Here is a 13,236-nt window from a genome sequence, read left to right on the forward strand (position 1 = left end):
GTATCAATCCGGCTATTCCGCACATTGCGTAGAACTCCCTTCACTTTAAGGCAGGTAATCCCAGTAGGTCTCGACGTCCCAGTCCGTGACGGTGGCCATGTACTTCTCCCACTCGTCGCGCTTGTAATGCGTGAAGACCTTGTACATCTCGTCCGGCATCGCCTCCCGGATCACGGTGTCGTTCTCGAGTTCGGTCAGCGCCTCGCCCAGCGACATCGGCAGCTTCTTCACCTTCTTGCCGGCCGCCATCGCCTCGTAGATGTTGCGCTCCTCGGGCTCGCCCGGGTCGAGCTTGTTCTTGATGCCGTCGTCGAACGCCTTGAGCAGCGCGCCGGCCATCAGATACGGGTTCACCATCGAATCGACCGAGCGGTATTCGAACCGGCCGGGCGCGGAGACGCGCAGGGCACAGGTCCGGTTCTGATAGCCCCAGTCGGCATAGACCGGCGCCCAGAAGCCGGTATCCCACAGCCGGCGATAGGAATTGACCGTCGACGAACCGATCGCGGTCAGCGCACCCAGATGCCGGATCACACCGCCGATGCTGTAGAGGCCGATCGGACCAGGCTTGCCCTCGCCATTCTCGGGCAGGAAGGTGTTCTCGCCGCCCTTGCGATAGAGGAAGTTCTGCTCCATTCCCGGCATCGGATCCTGGTGCAGCGTGTTGAGCCGGTCCTCGCCGCCATGCCAAAGCGACAGGTTGTGATGGCAGCCCGAGGCCGAGACGCCCATGAACGGCTTCGACATGAAGCAGGCGATCAGGTTGAACTCGCGGGCGACCTGCGCGCAGATCTGCCGGTAGGTGGTCAGCCGGTCGGCGGTGCGCAGCGCGTCGTCGAAGGTGAAGTTCAGCTCGAGCTGGCCGGGGGCGTCCTCGTGATCGCCCTGGATCATGTCCAGGCCCATCGCCTCGGCGTACTCGATGACCTTCATGAACACCGGGCGCAGCGATTCGAACTGGTCGATGTGATAGCAGTTCGGCTTCGAGAAGCCGCCGGACGGCAGCCCGTCCTCGCCCTTTCTCAGCCACATCATCTCCGGCTCGGTGCCGTGGCGCAGATGCAGACCGTTATGGTCCTTCTGGAACTGCTCGTGGATGATCCTGAGATTGCCGCGGCAGTCGGAGGTCAGGTGACCACCCGGGTTCACCCTCTCCTCGCGATTGCGGAAGCAGGTGCAGAAGACGCGCGCGATCCGCTTGTCCCAGGGGAGCTGAACGAAGGTGTCCGGGTCGGGAATGCCGACCAGCTCCGACGCCTCCGGCCCATAGCCGATATAGTTGCGATGACGATCGACGAAGAGATTCGCGGTCGATCCGTAGACGAGCTGGAAGCCACGCTCGGCGATCTGCTCCCAATGGTCGGACGGTACGCCCTTGCCGACGATGCGGCCGGTCACGGAGACGAATTGGTAGTAGATGTATTTGATGCCCAGTTCGTCGATCTTCGACCGGACCTGCTTGACCAGTTCCGCGCGCCCTTCAGCGCTTACATATGCCTCCAAATCGGTCATGGTTTACCCCTGTCCTGTTAGGATTGATGGAACGTTTCCTCTACGAAGGGGGGTTGGCTCGGACTGGCCAACGCAAACCATTTCCAAACCAATTTATTCCTCCCTGTCCATATTATGCCGTCGCTCCCGGATTAGCTCCAGGGGAACGGGCTGTTTGAGGTCGGATGGAGCCGACCTTCGGCGAAGCGTGAAAACCGGAAGGGCTCGAGCAGCTCGCTGCCTGCACCCACGATATCGTCAGCGACCAGCTTGCCGACCCCGATCATCTTATAGCCGTGGTTTGAATCGGCGATGATGTAGGCGTTCTCGCAGAATCGGTCGAAGACCGGGAAGCTGTCGGCCGTGAAGCAGCCGATGCCACCCGACGGCTCCTTCTTGTAGACCTTGATCTGCCCCTCGAAGCGCTTCTGGCAGAAGGCCAGCGCCGAGCACCACATATGGGCGAAATCGTCGCCAACGATGAAGTCGGGCGAGTCGGGGCCGTAGGGGTCAACCGCCACTTCGTCGGGCGGCGTCTCGATCTTGTAGGGCATGGCGCCGCCCTGGATGCCGCCGAAATTGAAGTCCGGCTTGTAGTAGATGCCCCAGAGCCGATCGGTGACGACCGAGCCGTCGACATCGGAGTAGAGCGTCGCGTCGGTGTCGACATGGATCACCGGCGGCATCTTGCCGTCATTGGTCCGCTGCAGCTTCGGATCGACGCCGAGGGTGCCCTCCTGCAGGCTCCAATAAGCCCACATCGGCACGTTCTCGTGCGTCCTGCCGTCGCGCCCCTTGATGTTGATCGCGTTGGGCAGCTCGAGCATGTCCCAGATATGCTTGACCCACGGGCCGACGCCGACGATCACCTGATCGCAAGCGATCGTGCCGCGGTCGGTCTCCACCGCCTTCACGGCGCCGCCATTGTCCCGCTGCATGCCGGTGACCTTGACGCCGGTCAGGATCCGGACGCCCTCGCTCTCGGCCTTCTTCGCCAGGCCGTACATCGAGGCGCGGTTGTTGGCGTAGCCGCCCCGCTTCTCGTGCAGGACCGAGGTGATGCCCTTGGCCTGCCAATCGTCGAGCAGGCCTTTCATGTAGGTCATGCTGTCGGCCTCGCCCTCGATGAAGACCGACTCGTAGCCGATCTCCTTCTGCTCCTTGGCGATCTGGGCGACGTCCTTGTGCATCACCTCGGGGCTGATCTGCATATAGCCCACGGGATGATAGCTGTAGGCTTCGGGATCGCTCTCCCAGATCGAGACGCTGTGCGCCATCAGGCGGCGCATCGCCGGCTGGAAGTAGTTGTTCCGCACCACGCCGCAGGCGATCCCCGACGCGCCGGAGGCAATGCCCCCCTTGTCGACGACCAGGATGTCCTTGCCGCTGCCCTTGCCGCGTTCCCGCAGGTTCTTCGCCAAGTGATAGGCGGAACTCAGCCCGTGAATTCCGGCACCGATGATGAGGTATTTAACGTGTGAGGGTATAGCCATGTTGCGTCCCTTCGCAGGCGACCCCGATGAAATCCCGACGCCATCTGCAGCGGCGGGACCATGGGCTTGACGGAATCGGATATTATTTCAATCATAAGACGGTCCGCTTTCAAACCAATTTTTTCAAAAGGCACAGAAATGGCCAAAATTGGTGCGCGCGGCTTGCCGGATCCGGGGGCGCATGGCGGCGTGCTCGATTCGCCCGCCGGTGTCGCGAGCCTATCCGCCTCCGCAGCGCCCCGCCCGGGCACCCCGGACCGGGTCCTCAGCGACCCGGTCCGGGGCTCGGCCTGGATCACGGCGCAGCTGCGCCAAGCAATCATCGACGGTTGCTACGCCTATGGAGAAAAGCTACCGGCCGAGCGGCAATTGGCGGAGGCCTTCGGCGCCTCTCGCACGACGGTCCGGATCGCCCTGGATCAGCTCGAGGAAGAACAGCTGGTCACGCGGCGGGTCGGCAGCGGCACCTTCGTCAATTTCCGTGCGCGGAGCCATACCGACGATATCGCCGAGCTGACCAGCCCAGTCGAACTGATCGAGGTCCGGCTCGGGATGGAGCCGCATATGACGCGGCTGGCCGTGCTCAACGCCACGGCCCGCGACATCGATCGTCTCAGCGAGATGATCGACCGGGCGGAGGCATCGAGCGGCGATCCGGAGGGCTTCACCCTCTGGGACGAGCAGTTCCACCTTCTAATCGCCGAATGCACGCACAATCCGCTGATGGTCTGGCTCTATCGCCAGATCAACGAGGTCCGCACCCACGACCAGTGGAACGCGATGAAGGACAAGGTCCTCACGACGGAGCGGATCACCGAGTACAACCGGCAGCATCGCAGTCTCTATGAGGCAATCCGCACCCGCGACGTCGAGGGTGCCGTCGCGATCGTCACCAATCACCTGCATTATGCGCGGCGACAACTCCTGGGCGCGGACCAGGATTAGAGTGCCTGGTGCCGCCGTCGGAGACAGCATGAAGAGGCGGCGAGCGTGACGCCGGGACTTTGGGGCGGCGTGACTGCGCTCAGCTGGGGCACCGCCGACTTCGTCGCCCGCTTCAGCGGGCGGGCGGTCGGCCACCAGAGCGCCCTGTTCGGCATGCTGCTCGTCGGCTCCGCAGTGCTCTCGCTCTGGGTCTGGCTCGCCGAGGTCCCGCTCCACTGGGCGCCCGCCGGACTCTGGCTGCTCGGCGCCGCGGGCATGACCACGATGCTGGCGACCCTACTGCTCTATCAGGGGCTGGCGCGCGGACCGTTGTCCGTCGTCTCGCCCATCGTCGGCAGTTATCCGGCGCTCGTCGTGGCCTTCGCCGTGCTTGCCGGTGCGCGTCCCGACGCGGTGCAATGGGCAGCGATGGCGGCCACCCTGGTCGGGATCATCATCGTCGCCCGTTCCACCGGCCATTTCGAGGAGGCGGGCGTGGCGAGCCGCGGCGATCTGCGCAAGACCGTGGTCATCGCGCTCGGCTCCGCCGTGGCTTTCGCGGTCGCGGTTTCCACCGCCCAGCTCGCGGTCCCGATCTACGGCAATTTGCAGACTCTATGGGTTACGCGCGTCATCAGCCTGCTATCGCTTCTCGTTCTGTTTCTCGCCCAGCGTGCGGCGCCGACGGTGCCGCTGCCTTGGTGGCCGGTCCTGGCGGCGCAAGGCCTGCTGGATGCCGGTGGCTATCTTGCGCTGTACGAGGGCAGCTATGGTGAGGGGGCCGAAATCGCCGCGGTCACCGCCTCGACCTTCGGTGCGGTCACGGCGGTGCTCGCGCGGCTCATCCTGCGCGAGCCGATACGCGCCGCGCAGTGGATCGGCATCGCCGTTATCTTTTGCGGTGTTGCGGTGCTATCGATCTGACAGGGTCTGGTCCTGTCAGAGTACGATCCGATCAGGTTGAATGAACCTGACTGGTGAATCGTCCTCCATTTCACATGATTAGAGTCTGGTCCGATCACATCGAACCGACGTGATCGGACCAGACTCTAGCGGCCGGATGCGCCCTTCTCCGCAACGGCCGAGGCAGAGTGGTTAGCCACCGCCCCCGGGAAGACGCGGCTGGCCGGCAGTTCGACGAGAATTTCGGTGCCGACGCCGATCTCGCTGCTGACCGCGATGGTGCCGCCATGCAGTTCGATGAAGGCCTTGGCCAACGGAAGACCGAGGCCGGTCCCCTTCTGCTTACGTGCATAGGCGCTGTCGACCTGTTCGAAAGCGTTGAAGACCTTCCGTAGCTCGTCGCTCTCGATGCCGATGCCCGTGTCGGTGACGGTGACGCGGATGCCACCGGCCGGAGGCCGGGCGAGATTGAATCGGATGGCGCCGCCGGCGGGCGTGAACTTGATCGCGTTGGACAATAGGTTATCGATGACCTGCCGCATCCTGGCCGCGTCGCCCCGAATGGCCGGAAGCGCGGGCTCGGCTTCGATATGGACAGTGAGCGAGGCCCGCCGGACGATTTCGCGCGCGTCGTGAACCGCCTGTCGGACCACTTGGTCGAGGAACATCTCCTCCTCGGCGAGCGTCTGCTTTCCGGCCTCCACCTTCGAAAGGTCGAGGATGTCGTTGATCAGCAACAGCAGCCGCTCCGCCGAATTGTGGATGTCCTCGACATACTCGACCTGCTTCTGGCTAAGGGCGCCGGCATAGCCGCCCTGCAGCAACTCCGAAAAGCCGATGATGCCGTTGAGCGGCGTCCGAAGCTCGTGGCTGGCATTGGCCAGGAACCGTCCTTTGGCGCGGCTTGCCTCGACGGCTGCGTCTCGCGCCTTGCTGAGCCCGATGGCCATTTCGGTGAGCCGCTGGTTCGAGGCGCGCAGATCACGCTCGGACCGGATGTAGCGCACCATGAGGTAGATGAGACCGAGAACCAGGAGAATGAATCCGATCGCGTAGGCGAGCAGCTTTTGCTGAAAGCCCTTGAACAGCGCCTGGAGCGCGCCAACAAGGGAGTTCTGCCGTTCGGCGACCCGAAGCGACAAGGCACGGCTATGCTCGAGCGTGGCGTCGATATGGGCGATGGCAATCGCCAGGAAGGCCGGTCGGTCCGATTCGAGAAGCGGCAAGGTGGCGTCGATCGCCTCTATTTCCCGGCGGATCAAGCCGATTTCCTTCAGGTCGGCGATACCCTGGGTGTGCCAGTCATTGTCACGGCGCTTCGGCAGCGTGTTGAGGCGGCTGAAGACAAGATCGATCTGGAATCGGATGTCGGCATCCGATGTCGCCGCCTCACCACCGAGCTTCGCCTGCGTCAGCTCCAGCTTCAGCCGAAGCACCTCCCGGTTCAACTGCGCCTCGTACCAGAAATCCGCGCCGCTGGACTCCTCGACGCTGCGTTGCAGCATGAGCAGGTCGCTGACCAGCAAGGGTGTGCTCAGCAATAGAAGGGCGAAGCAGATCGCCCAGGTTAGTTTTCCCCCGGTGACCATAACGCCGTCATTTCAATTCAGCCGATCTGACCCACGCCATCACTCGACGGTGATCTTCGCAAGCTGCCAAACCCATCGCGACAGATATTCCCGACTGCCAAGCTCCGGATAGGCATGCTGCGGGTAGACGACCCACAGCGGCCCCCGTTCGCGCCGCGACATGTAGGCCCCGTTCTCCTTGAAAGCGAGAATTACGGGCCAATCGCGGGCGTCGGAAATCGGTATCGGAATGCTGTAATCGTTCAAGGCGGTCAGGATGAGCCTCGTCGCGTCCGCTTCGGCGCCGAGGACCTCCAGAAGACGGGACAGCAGCACGCCTTCAAAGACAACCTTCCCTTCGGTCCAGTTGGTCGACGTCGTGAACCGGACCACCCCCAGCCGTTCCAAGGTCGGCATGTCGAAGGCAGCCACCCCGTCTTCACCGGCATCGACACGCCCGCTCACCCGAAGCACCATCGGGCCCTCGGGTTTGGGAACCGGATCGCCCGGCATCAGCGTCTGTTCGCTGACGACCTCATAGACCGCGGACTGCGCAGAGACGGGATCGATCTGGCCAAACAGGCCCAGGATGGCAAAGAACGCCGCTCTTCCGGAGATGATCCGGGCCGCCAGCAAGAACAGGCGTTGCATGTTTCGCTCCTTTGCTCAACGTCCTGTAGAACAGGCCATTTCATCATGATGAAGATAGCCCGAGCTCTTTAAGAGGACGTTAAGGTACTTGCCGGGTGCCTGTCAGGCACTCTTAATCACGACGGCCGAACTGACGAGCGGCATCTGGACGATCGTCTCCGGCCGATCGGCGAAGAACCGCTCCGCGGCGCGTGTGGCTCCAGGGCACTCGGCATGACCGTAGTCGTCGATCACCATAACGCCCCCCGGCAGGAGGCGTGGATAGACGAAGGCCAGGCAGTCATGGACGGAACTTTCGATGTCGACGTCGATGTGAGCGAAACGGAAACAGTGATCGTGAAGGCCCGGCGGAATCGTATCGGGAAAGATACCGGGATGGAGATGGACGTGGGGGTTGTTTGCCAGGAGACGCCGGACCTCGGCAACCGAGGTGTCGGCGAAGCACCCTTTCAGGCCAGCCTCGTCGAGCGACAGCCGGTCGGGCATCCCGGCGAAGGTGTCGAACAGATGGAGTTCGCCGCCGGCCTGGCGGCGCAGCAGCGTCTCCGAGATTAGCTTCGCCGTTCCGCCCCGGAAGCTGCCGATCTCGATACAGTCTCCGGGCAGGCGCAGGGTCGTCAGGAGCCATTGATACAGGAGATAGAGACGACTGAGATCGACCACGGTCGCGTCCCGCACGCCGCTCGCCAGGATCGCTTCGAACTCCTCCATCGTCTGCCATTGCGCCCGCGCGGCGATGGCCGCCTCGGTCAGCTTCACCAGCATCTGTATCTCCGGCGCGTCGTTCGACTGCACCGGCGTCAGCGGATGTGGCCGCTTGCGCAGCAGGACCTCGATCCGCCGGTGGAAGCCCTCGGGGGCGTCCTTGGGCATACGCTCTGGATCCGAACCGTTCGCCGATGCCGCGCGGGAATCCGGAGTCCCTGGCATCAGGGCGACATACTCCACCTCCGCCAGATGGCAAATCACCCGCAGGAGTTCGAGGAGATTGACGCTGCCGTCGGCCACCGCTGGATCCTGCATGGTGAAGCGCCAAGAAGCGGCCTTGCCGTCGCACCCTTGCGGCACGGTAAGAACCATTGCGCCGCCGGGCCGCACGACCCGCGTCCAGTTGGCAAGAGCGACCGACAGTCTCGGCAAGGTTTGCAGGACATCTTCGGCATAGAGGACGTCGTAGCGATCGTCGCCATAGCCCGAGAGCAGTTGCGGATCCTCCATTGCCGGATCCAGAATGTCCCAGGTCGCCGCGCCCGCCGTGATCGGCACGCCGGAGGGACGCTCCGATACGCCATCTCCGGACGTGATGATCAACCCCGCTCCGGCCGGCAACCGGTCGGCGAGCGTCGAGATTGAAATCGTCGAGTGATCGACGAGGCCACTATGCTTGCTCGACAAGGCGAAAACCTCCCCCCACATGAACGGCTTTGCCCGGTCAAGGCGCGGCGTCGATGAAACCCATGATTCGTCGGGAATTTCGCCGAATGGGCTTGCTCGTCCGAGAGCCTATGGGCGCCCCCTACTCCTAACGAGGGTTTATGCTATATGAACAGCCATGCATATTGCCATAGCCGAAATGTGGTTCGAGACCCGCAGCCTTGAGGACGGCGTCACCCATATCTGGGAGCCTTGCGTCAAGCCGTTCTATCGCTGCAACATCTGGCATGTCCGGGGCCGCGACCGCGATCTCCTGCTCGATTCCGGCATGGGCGTCGTCAGCCTCAGGGACCGGATCGCGGCGCTCGCCGAACGGCCGGTTATGGCGGTCGCCAGCCATACCCATTTCGACCATATCGGCAGCCATCACGAGTTCCCCGAGCGGGCGGTGCATCGGGCCGAGGCGGCGATCATGGCACAGCCGACGCGCGTCAACACGCTCGCCGACCTCTATGTCAGCGACGAGATCTTCACCGCCCTGCCGCCGGGCAGCTACAGCGCCGAGCGCTATGAGGTCGCGCCCGCACCGGCGACGCGCCTACTCGAGGACGGTGACGTGATCGATCTGGGCGACCGCCGCTTCGAAGTGTTGAGCCTGCCCGGGCATTCGCCCGGCTCGATCGCGCTCTGGGAAAGCGCCACCGGGACTCTGTTCTCGGGCGACACGGTCTATGACGGCCCGCTGATCGATGATTGCTATCATTCGAACGTGGACGACTACGTCGAGAGCATGGAGCGGCTGCGCGACCTGCCGGTGCGAATCGTCCATGGCGGCCATTTCCCGAGCTTCGGGCCCGAGCGTTACCGGACGCTGATCGACGAATACGTCGCCGGCAAGCGCCGCCCCGGCTGCCCGGCTGAAGTCGGCTAATCCTTCAGCAGCACAATATCGGCCGGCCAAGCGCGCAGTTCGATCGCCTCGCCGACGGCGACCGGCGCATCGACGCGAGCGCGCAGCAGCAGCTCGAGATCGCCGCTCTCGCTTCGTGCGTGGCAGCGCAGATGCGTCCCTTGGAACGACATCTCGGCGATCCGGGCACGGCCGAGCGAAACCTCGCCTGCTGCCGGCTCGAGCAGAAGCTGTTCCGGCCGGATCGAAAGATGCACGCGGTCGCCCGGCGCTGCTTGTCCCGCAGCCGTCAGAACGCCAAGCGCCGTCTCGACCCGCACCCCCTCCCCTGCCCGTTCCGTGACGCGGCCGGACAGGATGTTGCTCTCGCCCATGAAGGTCGCCGAGAACAGCGTCGCCGGCTTGAGATAGACGCGCGCCGGCTGCCCGCTGTCCTCGACCCGCCCCCGGTTCATGACGATGACCGTGTCGGCCACGCTCATCGCCTCCTCCTGGTCGTGGGTGACATGGACGAAGGTGGTGCCGAGCCGCTTCTGGATTCGCACCAGCTCCTCCTGCATCTGGCGCCGGAGCGCGAGGTCGAGCGCGCCCAGCGGCTCGTCTAGCAGCAACACCGTCGGCTCCACCGCGATCGCCCGGGCCAGCGCCACGCGCTGCCGCTGCCCGCCGGAGAGCTGATGGATCGAGCGCGGGCCGAACCCTTCGAGGCCGACCAGCCGCAGCATGTCCTCGGCGCGCCGCTCGCGCTCCGCCCTCCGCACCTTCCGCATCGCGAGGCCGAAACCGACATTGGCCGACACGCTCATATGCGGAAACAGGGCATAATCCTGGAATACGGTCGCGGTCGGACGGCGCGCCGGGGGCATGGCCGTCACGTCGATGCCCCCGATCCGCACCCGCCCCTCGGTCGGCTCCGTGAAGCCGCCGATCATCGACAGGATCGTCGTCTTGCCGCTGCCTGACGGGCCGAGCAGCACAACGAACTCGCCCTTGCCGATCGCCAGGTCGATCTTGTCGACGGCAACGGCGCGGTCATAGGTCTTGCGAAGGCCGACGAGCTCGACCAGCGGTTCGGTCATTTTGTTCTCCGGCCACGCCGCAGCGCGAATTCGACCAGAAGGGCAAGCAGGATCGAGACGCCGAACACCAGCGTGCCGACCGCGTTCAGTTCGGGGCTGAGTCCCGAGCGCAGCATGCTCCAGATGATCACCGGCAGAGTGACGTCGAAGCGACTCAGCAGGAAGGCGATCACGAACTCGTCCCAGGACAGGGTGAAAGCGATGAAGAAGGCGGCGAGCAGGGCCGGCCAGAGCATCGGCATGGTGATCAGCAGCAAGGCCTGCAGGTCGCCGGCGCCGAGGTCGTGCGCCGCGCGCTCGACATTGGCCTGATGCTCGCCCATCTGCGAATAGAGGATCGCGAAGGTGAGCGGCAGGTTGATCACGACATGGCCGATGCCGATCGCCAGCAGCGACTTGCCGATGCCGCTCATGTTGAAGGTGATCAGCAGGCCCATGCCGATGATCAGATAGGAGACGGTGATCGGCGCCATCAGCAGATACTGCACCGCCCCGGCAAACCGCGGGCGGCTGCGCGCGAGGCCATAGGCGGCAAGGAATCCGAGGACCGTCGCGACCAGCGACGACAGCAGGCCGACGAGGACCGAGTTCCACAGCGCCTCCATCAGGCGCCGGTTGTCGAACACCCGCTCGTACCATTGCGTGCTGAAGCCCTTGAAGGGCGGCACGGGCAGGATACCGTCCTGGAACGAGAACTGCACCAGCACGACCACCGGCAGGAAGATGAAGCCGATGGCGATGATGACATAGACGATTGCCGGCAGGTCGCGCAGCCGCATCAGACCCGCTCCATCTTCAGCCGGCGGGCAAACAGCAGGAAGGCGACGGTCACCACCAGCATCAGGATCATGCTCAGCGCCGAGGCCAGCGGGAAATCGGCCTGGCGGCCGATCTGCAGCATGATCGCCTGGGGCAGCAGCAGTTCCCGGCTGCCGCCCAGGATCTGCGGCGTGATGTAGTCGCCGATCGCCAGCACGAAGGTCAGGAAGGCGCCGACGGCAACGCCCGGAAGGCTGAGCGGCAGGGTGATGCGCAGGAAGACCTGTGCCGCCGAGGCGCCGAGATCGGCCGCCGCCTTGCGGTAGGACTCCTTGATCTGCACCAGATTGGCGTAGATCGTCAGCGTCAGCAGCATCGTGAAGAAATGGACGAACCCGAGAATCGTCGCGCCGCGGGTGTTGCCGAGACCGATCGGCTGGTCGATCAGGCCGAGGCCCGTCATGGCCGCATTGAGGGTGCCGTTCTCGGAGAGAACCAGAAGCCAGCTATAGGACCGGATCACGTAGGAGGTCCAGAACGGCAGCACGACCAACACGAGCAGCAGCCGCTGCCAGCGCGCCGGAACGCGGTAGGCCAGAATGTAGGCGAGCGGATAGGCCACCAGGATGCTGAGCACCGTGACCGCAACCGTCACCTCCATCGAGTTGAGCAGCGCCTCGACGAAGGCGCCGTCGGCGCGGGTGAAAAACGCCGCGTAGTTCGCCAGAGAAAAGCTCCAGACCGTCCGGCCGGCCACGCGCTCCGTAAAGCTCAGCGCCAGCATGGCCGAGAGCGGCAGGATGAAGAACAGCGCCGTCCAGAGGAGGGCTGGTACGTACGCCCAGCGCTTCATCCGCACTAAGCCTCATCCTTCGACAAGCTCAGGATGAGGTTCTTTCCAAAGCCCTCATGCTGAGCCTGTCGAAGCATAAGAGAACACACCGAATACATGAAGGCGACGCCTTAGGCCTGCAGGAACTCCGTCCAGACCTCGAGCATCTGTGCGTCGAGCTCCGCATCGGGAATGAAATAGGGATAGGAGTTCGCGATGAAGCCGAGCTGTTCGTCCCAGCGCAGGCGCGCCTTCTCGGCATCGCCGAGGGCGGCGCTGCGGTTCGCCGGCATGGCCCAGTAACAGCTCGCGGTCGCGAGCTGCGCCTGCCCTTCCGGCCCGACGATATACTTCACGAACTCGGTCGCCAGGTCCTTCCGCGTCGAATCGGCGAAAACGCCGATCCCCTGCATCCAGCGGATGCCGCCCGACTCCGGAATGGTCCAGTCGAGCGCCGCGTTCTCACCCGACAGACCGGCGACGACGAACTCCCCGCCGGCGACAATGATGTCGGCGGCGCCAGTGATCAGCGCGTTCTGAACCGTCGGCACGTCGCCGATGACGGCGGCGAGTTGCTTCATCTCCAGAAGTTTGTTCCGAATCTTCGGCAGATTGTCGGCCGTCAGGTCCTGCGGTTTGATGCCCATGCCGAGCGCGACCATCTCCATTGCCGGGATGTAGTAGTCATAGATCGCGATGCGGCCTGCGTAGTCCGGGTTCCACATGATGTCGGCCCGTCGGACGTCGGCGGAATCGACCTTCTTATTGTTGTAGGCGATCGCGTTGTAGCCGAACTTCTCCGGCACGGCGTAAAGCTTGCCGCCGGCATAGTGCAGCTCGGGCGCGCGCAACTCCGGGAAGATGGTATCCCATGGCATCTCGTCATCCGGGAGCTCCGCCAGCAGGCCTTGGCTGACGAATTTCGGCAGCACGTCCACCGAATCGACCACGATGACGTCCCAGTCGCCCGGCTGCGACTGCTCTAGGATCGCCAAGGCGGCGCCCGTTTCCTGATAGTCCTTGATGTTGATCCGGCAGTCGAACGCCTCCTCGAAGGGCTGCAGCAGCGCCGCGTCCGTGTGATCGCACCAGACGAGCGCGTTCAGCTCCTCGGCGGCACGCGCGCGGCGTGGCAGCCCGACCGCGCCGGTCGCGGCGAGCGCGGCGCCGGCGCCCAGAAGCCGGCGGCGGCTGATCGGGGAAAACGGCAGCGGAGAACGCAGCATCGGAGCCTCCCAATCTTATTGATTAT

The 13,236-nt window shown here is 64.1% G+C and carries 12 protein-coding genes; 3 read left to right on the plus strand and 9 right to left on the minus strand.

From position 1 onward, the window contains the following. Positions 1 to 45: 45 nt before the first annotated feature. A complete protein-coding gene (locus DT069_RS21565; RefSeq protein WP_119462408.1) occupies positions 46 to 1,512 on the minus strand; it encodes a glutamine synthetase family protein in 1,467 nt (488 codons plus the stop codon). Positions 1,513 to 1,643: 131 nt separating this feature from the next. After that, positions 1,644 to 2,984: an NAD(P)/FAD-dependent oxidoreductase gene (locus tag DT069_RS21570; protein ID WP_119462409.1), complete on the minus strand. Its 1,341-nt coding sequence runs from the start codon at positions 2,982 to 2,984 to the stop codon at positions 1,644 to 1,646. A 138-nt stretch (positions 2,985 to 3,122) separates the two neighbouring features. On the opposite strand from DT069_RS21570, the gene DT069_RS21575 reads away from it, so the two are divergent. Together DT069_RS21575 and DT069_RS21580 are read left to right on the plus strand one after the other, a co-directional pair. Then, complete coding sequence (locus DT069_RS21575) at positions 3,123 to 3,929, plus strand: FadR/GntR family transcriptional regulator (RefSeq protein ID WP_162913344.1); 807 nt, start codon at positions 3,123 to 3,125, stop codon at positions 3,927 to 3,929. Between the two features lie 45 nt (positions 3,930 to 3,974). Next, on the plus strand, positions 3,975 to 4,832 hold the full coding sequence (locus DT069_RS21580) for a DMT family transporter (protein ID WP_119462411.1): 858 nt from the start codon (positions 3,975 to 3,977) through the stop codon (positions 4,830 to 4,832). A 125-nt stretch (positions 4,833 to 4,957) separates the two neighbouring features. On the opposite strand, the gene DT069_RS21585 is transcribed toward DT069_RS21580, so the two are convergent. From DT069_RS21585 to DT069_RS21595, 3 genes are all read right to left on the minus strand, one after another. Continuing rightward, on the minus strand, positions 4,958 to 6,400 hold the full coding sequence (locus DT069_RS21585) for a sensor histidine kinase (protein ID WP_119462412.1): 1,443 nt from the start codon (positions 6,398 to 6,400) through the stop codon (positions 4,958 to 4,960). 39 nt (positions 6,401 to 6,439) lie between these two features. After that, positions 6,440 to 7,030, minus strand: a complete 591-nt coding sequence (locus DT069_RS21590; protein WP_119462413.1) for a putative pterin-binding protein — start codon at positions 7,028 to 7,030, stop codon at positions 6,440 to 6,442. Positions 7,031 to 7,132: 102 nt separating this feature from the next. Next, complete coding sequence (locus tag DT069_RS21595) at positions 7,133 to 8,425, minus strand: TylF/MycF/NovP-related O-methyltransferase (RefSeq protein WP_162913345.1); 1,293 nt, start codon at positions 8,423 to 8,425, stop codon at positions 7,133 to 7,135. Between the two features lie 157 nt (positions 8,426 to 8,582). On the opposite strand from DT069_RS21595, the gene DT069_RS21600 reads away from it, so the two are divergent. Continuing rightward, positions 8,583 to 9,335, plus strand: coding sequence for an MBL fold metallo-hydrolase (locus DT069_RS21600; protein WP_119462415.1), 753 nt, complete (start codon positions 8,583 to 8,585; stop codon positions 9,333 to 9,335). Here DT069_RS21600 and DT069_RS21605 read toward each other — a convergent pair. The 4 genes from DT069_RS21605 to DT069_RS21620 form a co-directional block, all read right to left on the minus strand. Then, positions 9,332 to 10,393, minus strand: a complete 1,062-nt coding sequence (locus DT069_RS21605) for an ABC transporter ATP-binding protein (protein WP_119462416.1) — start codon at positions 10,391 to 10,393, stop codon at positions 9,332 to 9,334. The two genes, DT069_RS21600 and DT069_RS21605, sit on opposite strands and share 4 nt — an antisense overlap. Next, positions 10,390 to 11,172 carry an ABC transporter permease gene (locus tag DT069_RS21610; RefSeq protein ID WP_119462417.1) on the minus strand — a complete coding sequence of 261 codons (783 nt, stop codon included), beginning with the start codon at positions 11,170 to 11,172 and terminating at the stop codon, positions 10,390 to 10,392. Before DT069_RS21610 ends, DT069_RS21605 begins: the two co-directional genes overlap by 4 nt. Then, entirely contained in the window at positions 11,172 to 12,005 is an 834-nt protein-coding gene (locus DT069_RS21615; protein ID WP_119462418.1) for an ABC transporter permease, read from the minus strand. The genes DT069_RS21610 and DT069_RS21615 overlap by 1 nt, the downstream gene beginning before the upstream one ends. Before the next feature lie 110 nt (positions 12,006 to 12,115). Next, positions 12,116 to 13,210, minus strand: coding sequence for an ABC transporter substrate-binding protein (locus tag DT069_RS21620; protein ID WP_119462419.1), 1,095 nt, complete (start codon positions 13,208 to 13,210; stop codon positions 12,116 to 12,118). Positions 13,211 to 13,236 lie beyond the last annotated feature (26 nt).

It is taken from the genome of Virgifigura deserti (assembly GCA_003576685.1).
In the GTDB taxonomy this organism is placed as follows: domain Bacteria; phylum Pseudomonadota; class Alphaproteobacteria; order Dongiales; family Dongiaceae; genus Virgifigura; species Virgifigura deserti.

What these genes read in the sequence shown, in the direction of transcription:
- DT069_RS21565 (WP_119462408.1), bottom strand. Translation starts at nt 1,512, where the DNA reads ATGACCGATTTGGAGGCATATGTAAGCGCTGAAGGGCGCGCGGAACTG.
- DT069_RS21570 (WP_119462409.1), bottom strand. Translation starts at nt 2,984, where the DNA reads ATGGCTATACCCTCACACGTTAAATACCTCATCATCGGTGCCGGAATT.
- DT069_RS21575 (WP_162913344.1), top strand. Translation starts at nt 3,123, where the DNA reads ATGGCCAAAATTGGTGCGCGCGGCTTGCCGGATCCGGGGGCGCATGGC.
- DT069_RS21585 (WP_119462412.1), bottom strand. Translation starts at nt 6,400, where the DNA reads ATGGTCACCGGGGGAAAACTAACCTGGGCGATCTGCTTCGCCCTTCTA.
- DT069_RS21590 (WP_119462413.1), bottom strand. Translation starts at nt 7,030, where the DNA reads ATGCAACGCCTGTTCTTGCTGGCGGCCCGGATCATCTCCGGAAGAGCG.
- DT069_RS21600 (WP_119462415.1), top strand. Translation starts at nt 8,583, where the DNA reads ATGCATATTGCCATAGCCGAAATGTGGTTCGAGACCCGCAGCCTTGAG.
- DT069_RS21605 (WP_119462416.1), bottom strand. Translation starts at nt 10,393, where the DNA reads ATGACCGAACCGCTGGTCGAGCTCGTCGGCCTTCGCAAGACCTATGAC.
- DT069_RS21610 (WP_119462417.1), bottom strand. Translation starts at nt 11,172, where the DNA reads ATGCGGCTGCGCGACCTGCCGGCAATCGTCTATGTCATCATCGCCATC.
- DT069_RS21615 (WP_119462418.1), bottom strand. Translation starts at nt 12,005, where the DNA reads ATGAAGCGCTGGGCGTACGTACCAGCCCTCCTCTGGACGGCGCTGTTC.
- DT069_RS21620 (WP_119462419.1), bottom strand. Translation starts at nt 13,210, where the DNA reads ATGCTGCGTTCTCCGCTGCCGTTTTCCCCGATCAGCCGCCGCCGGCTT.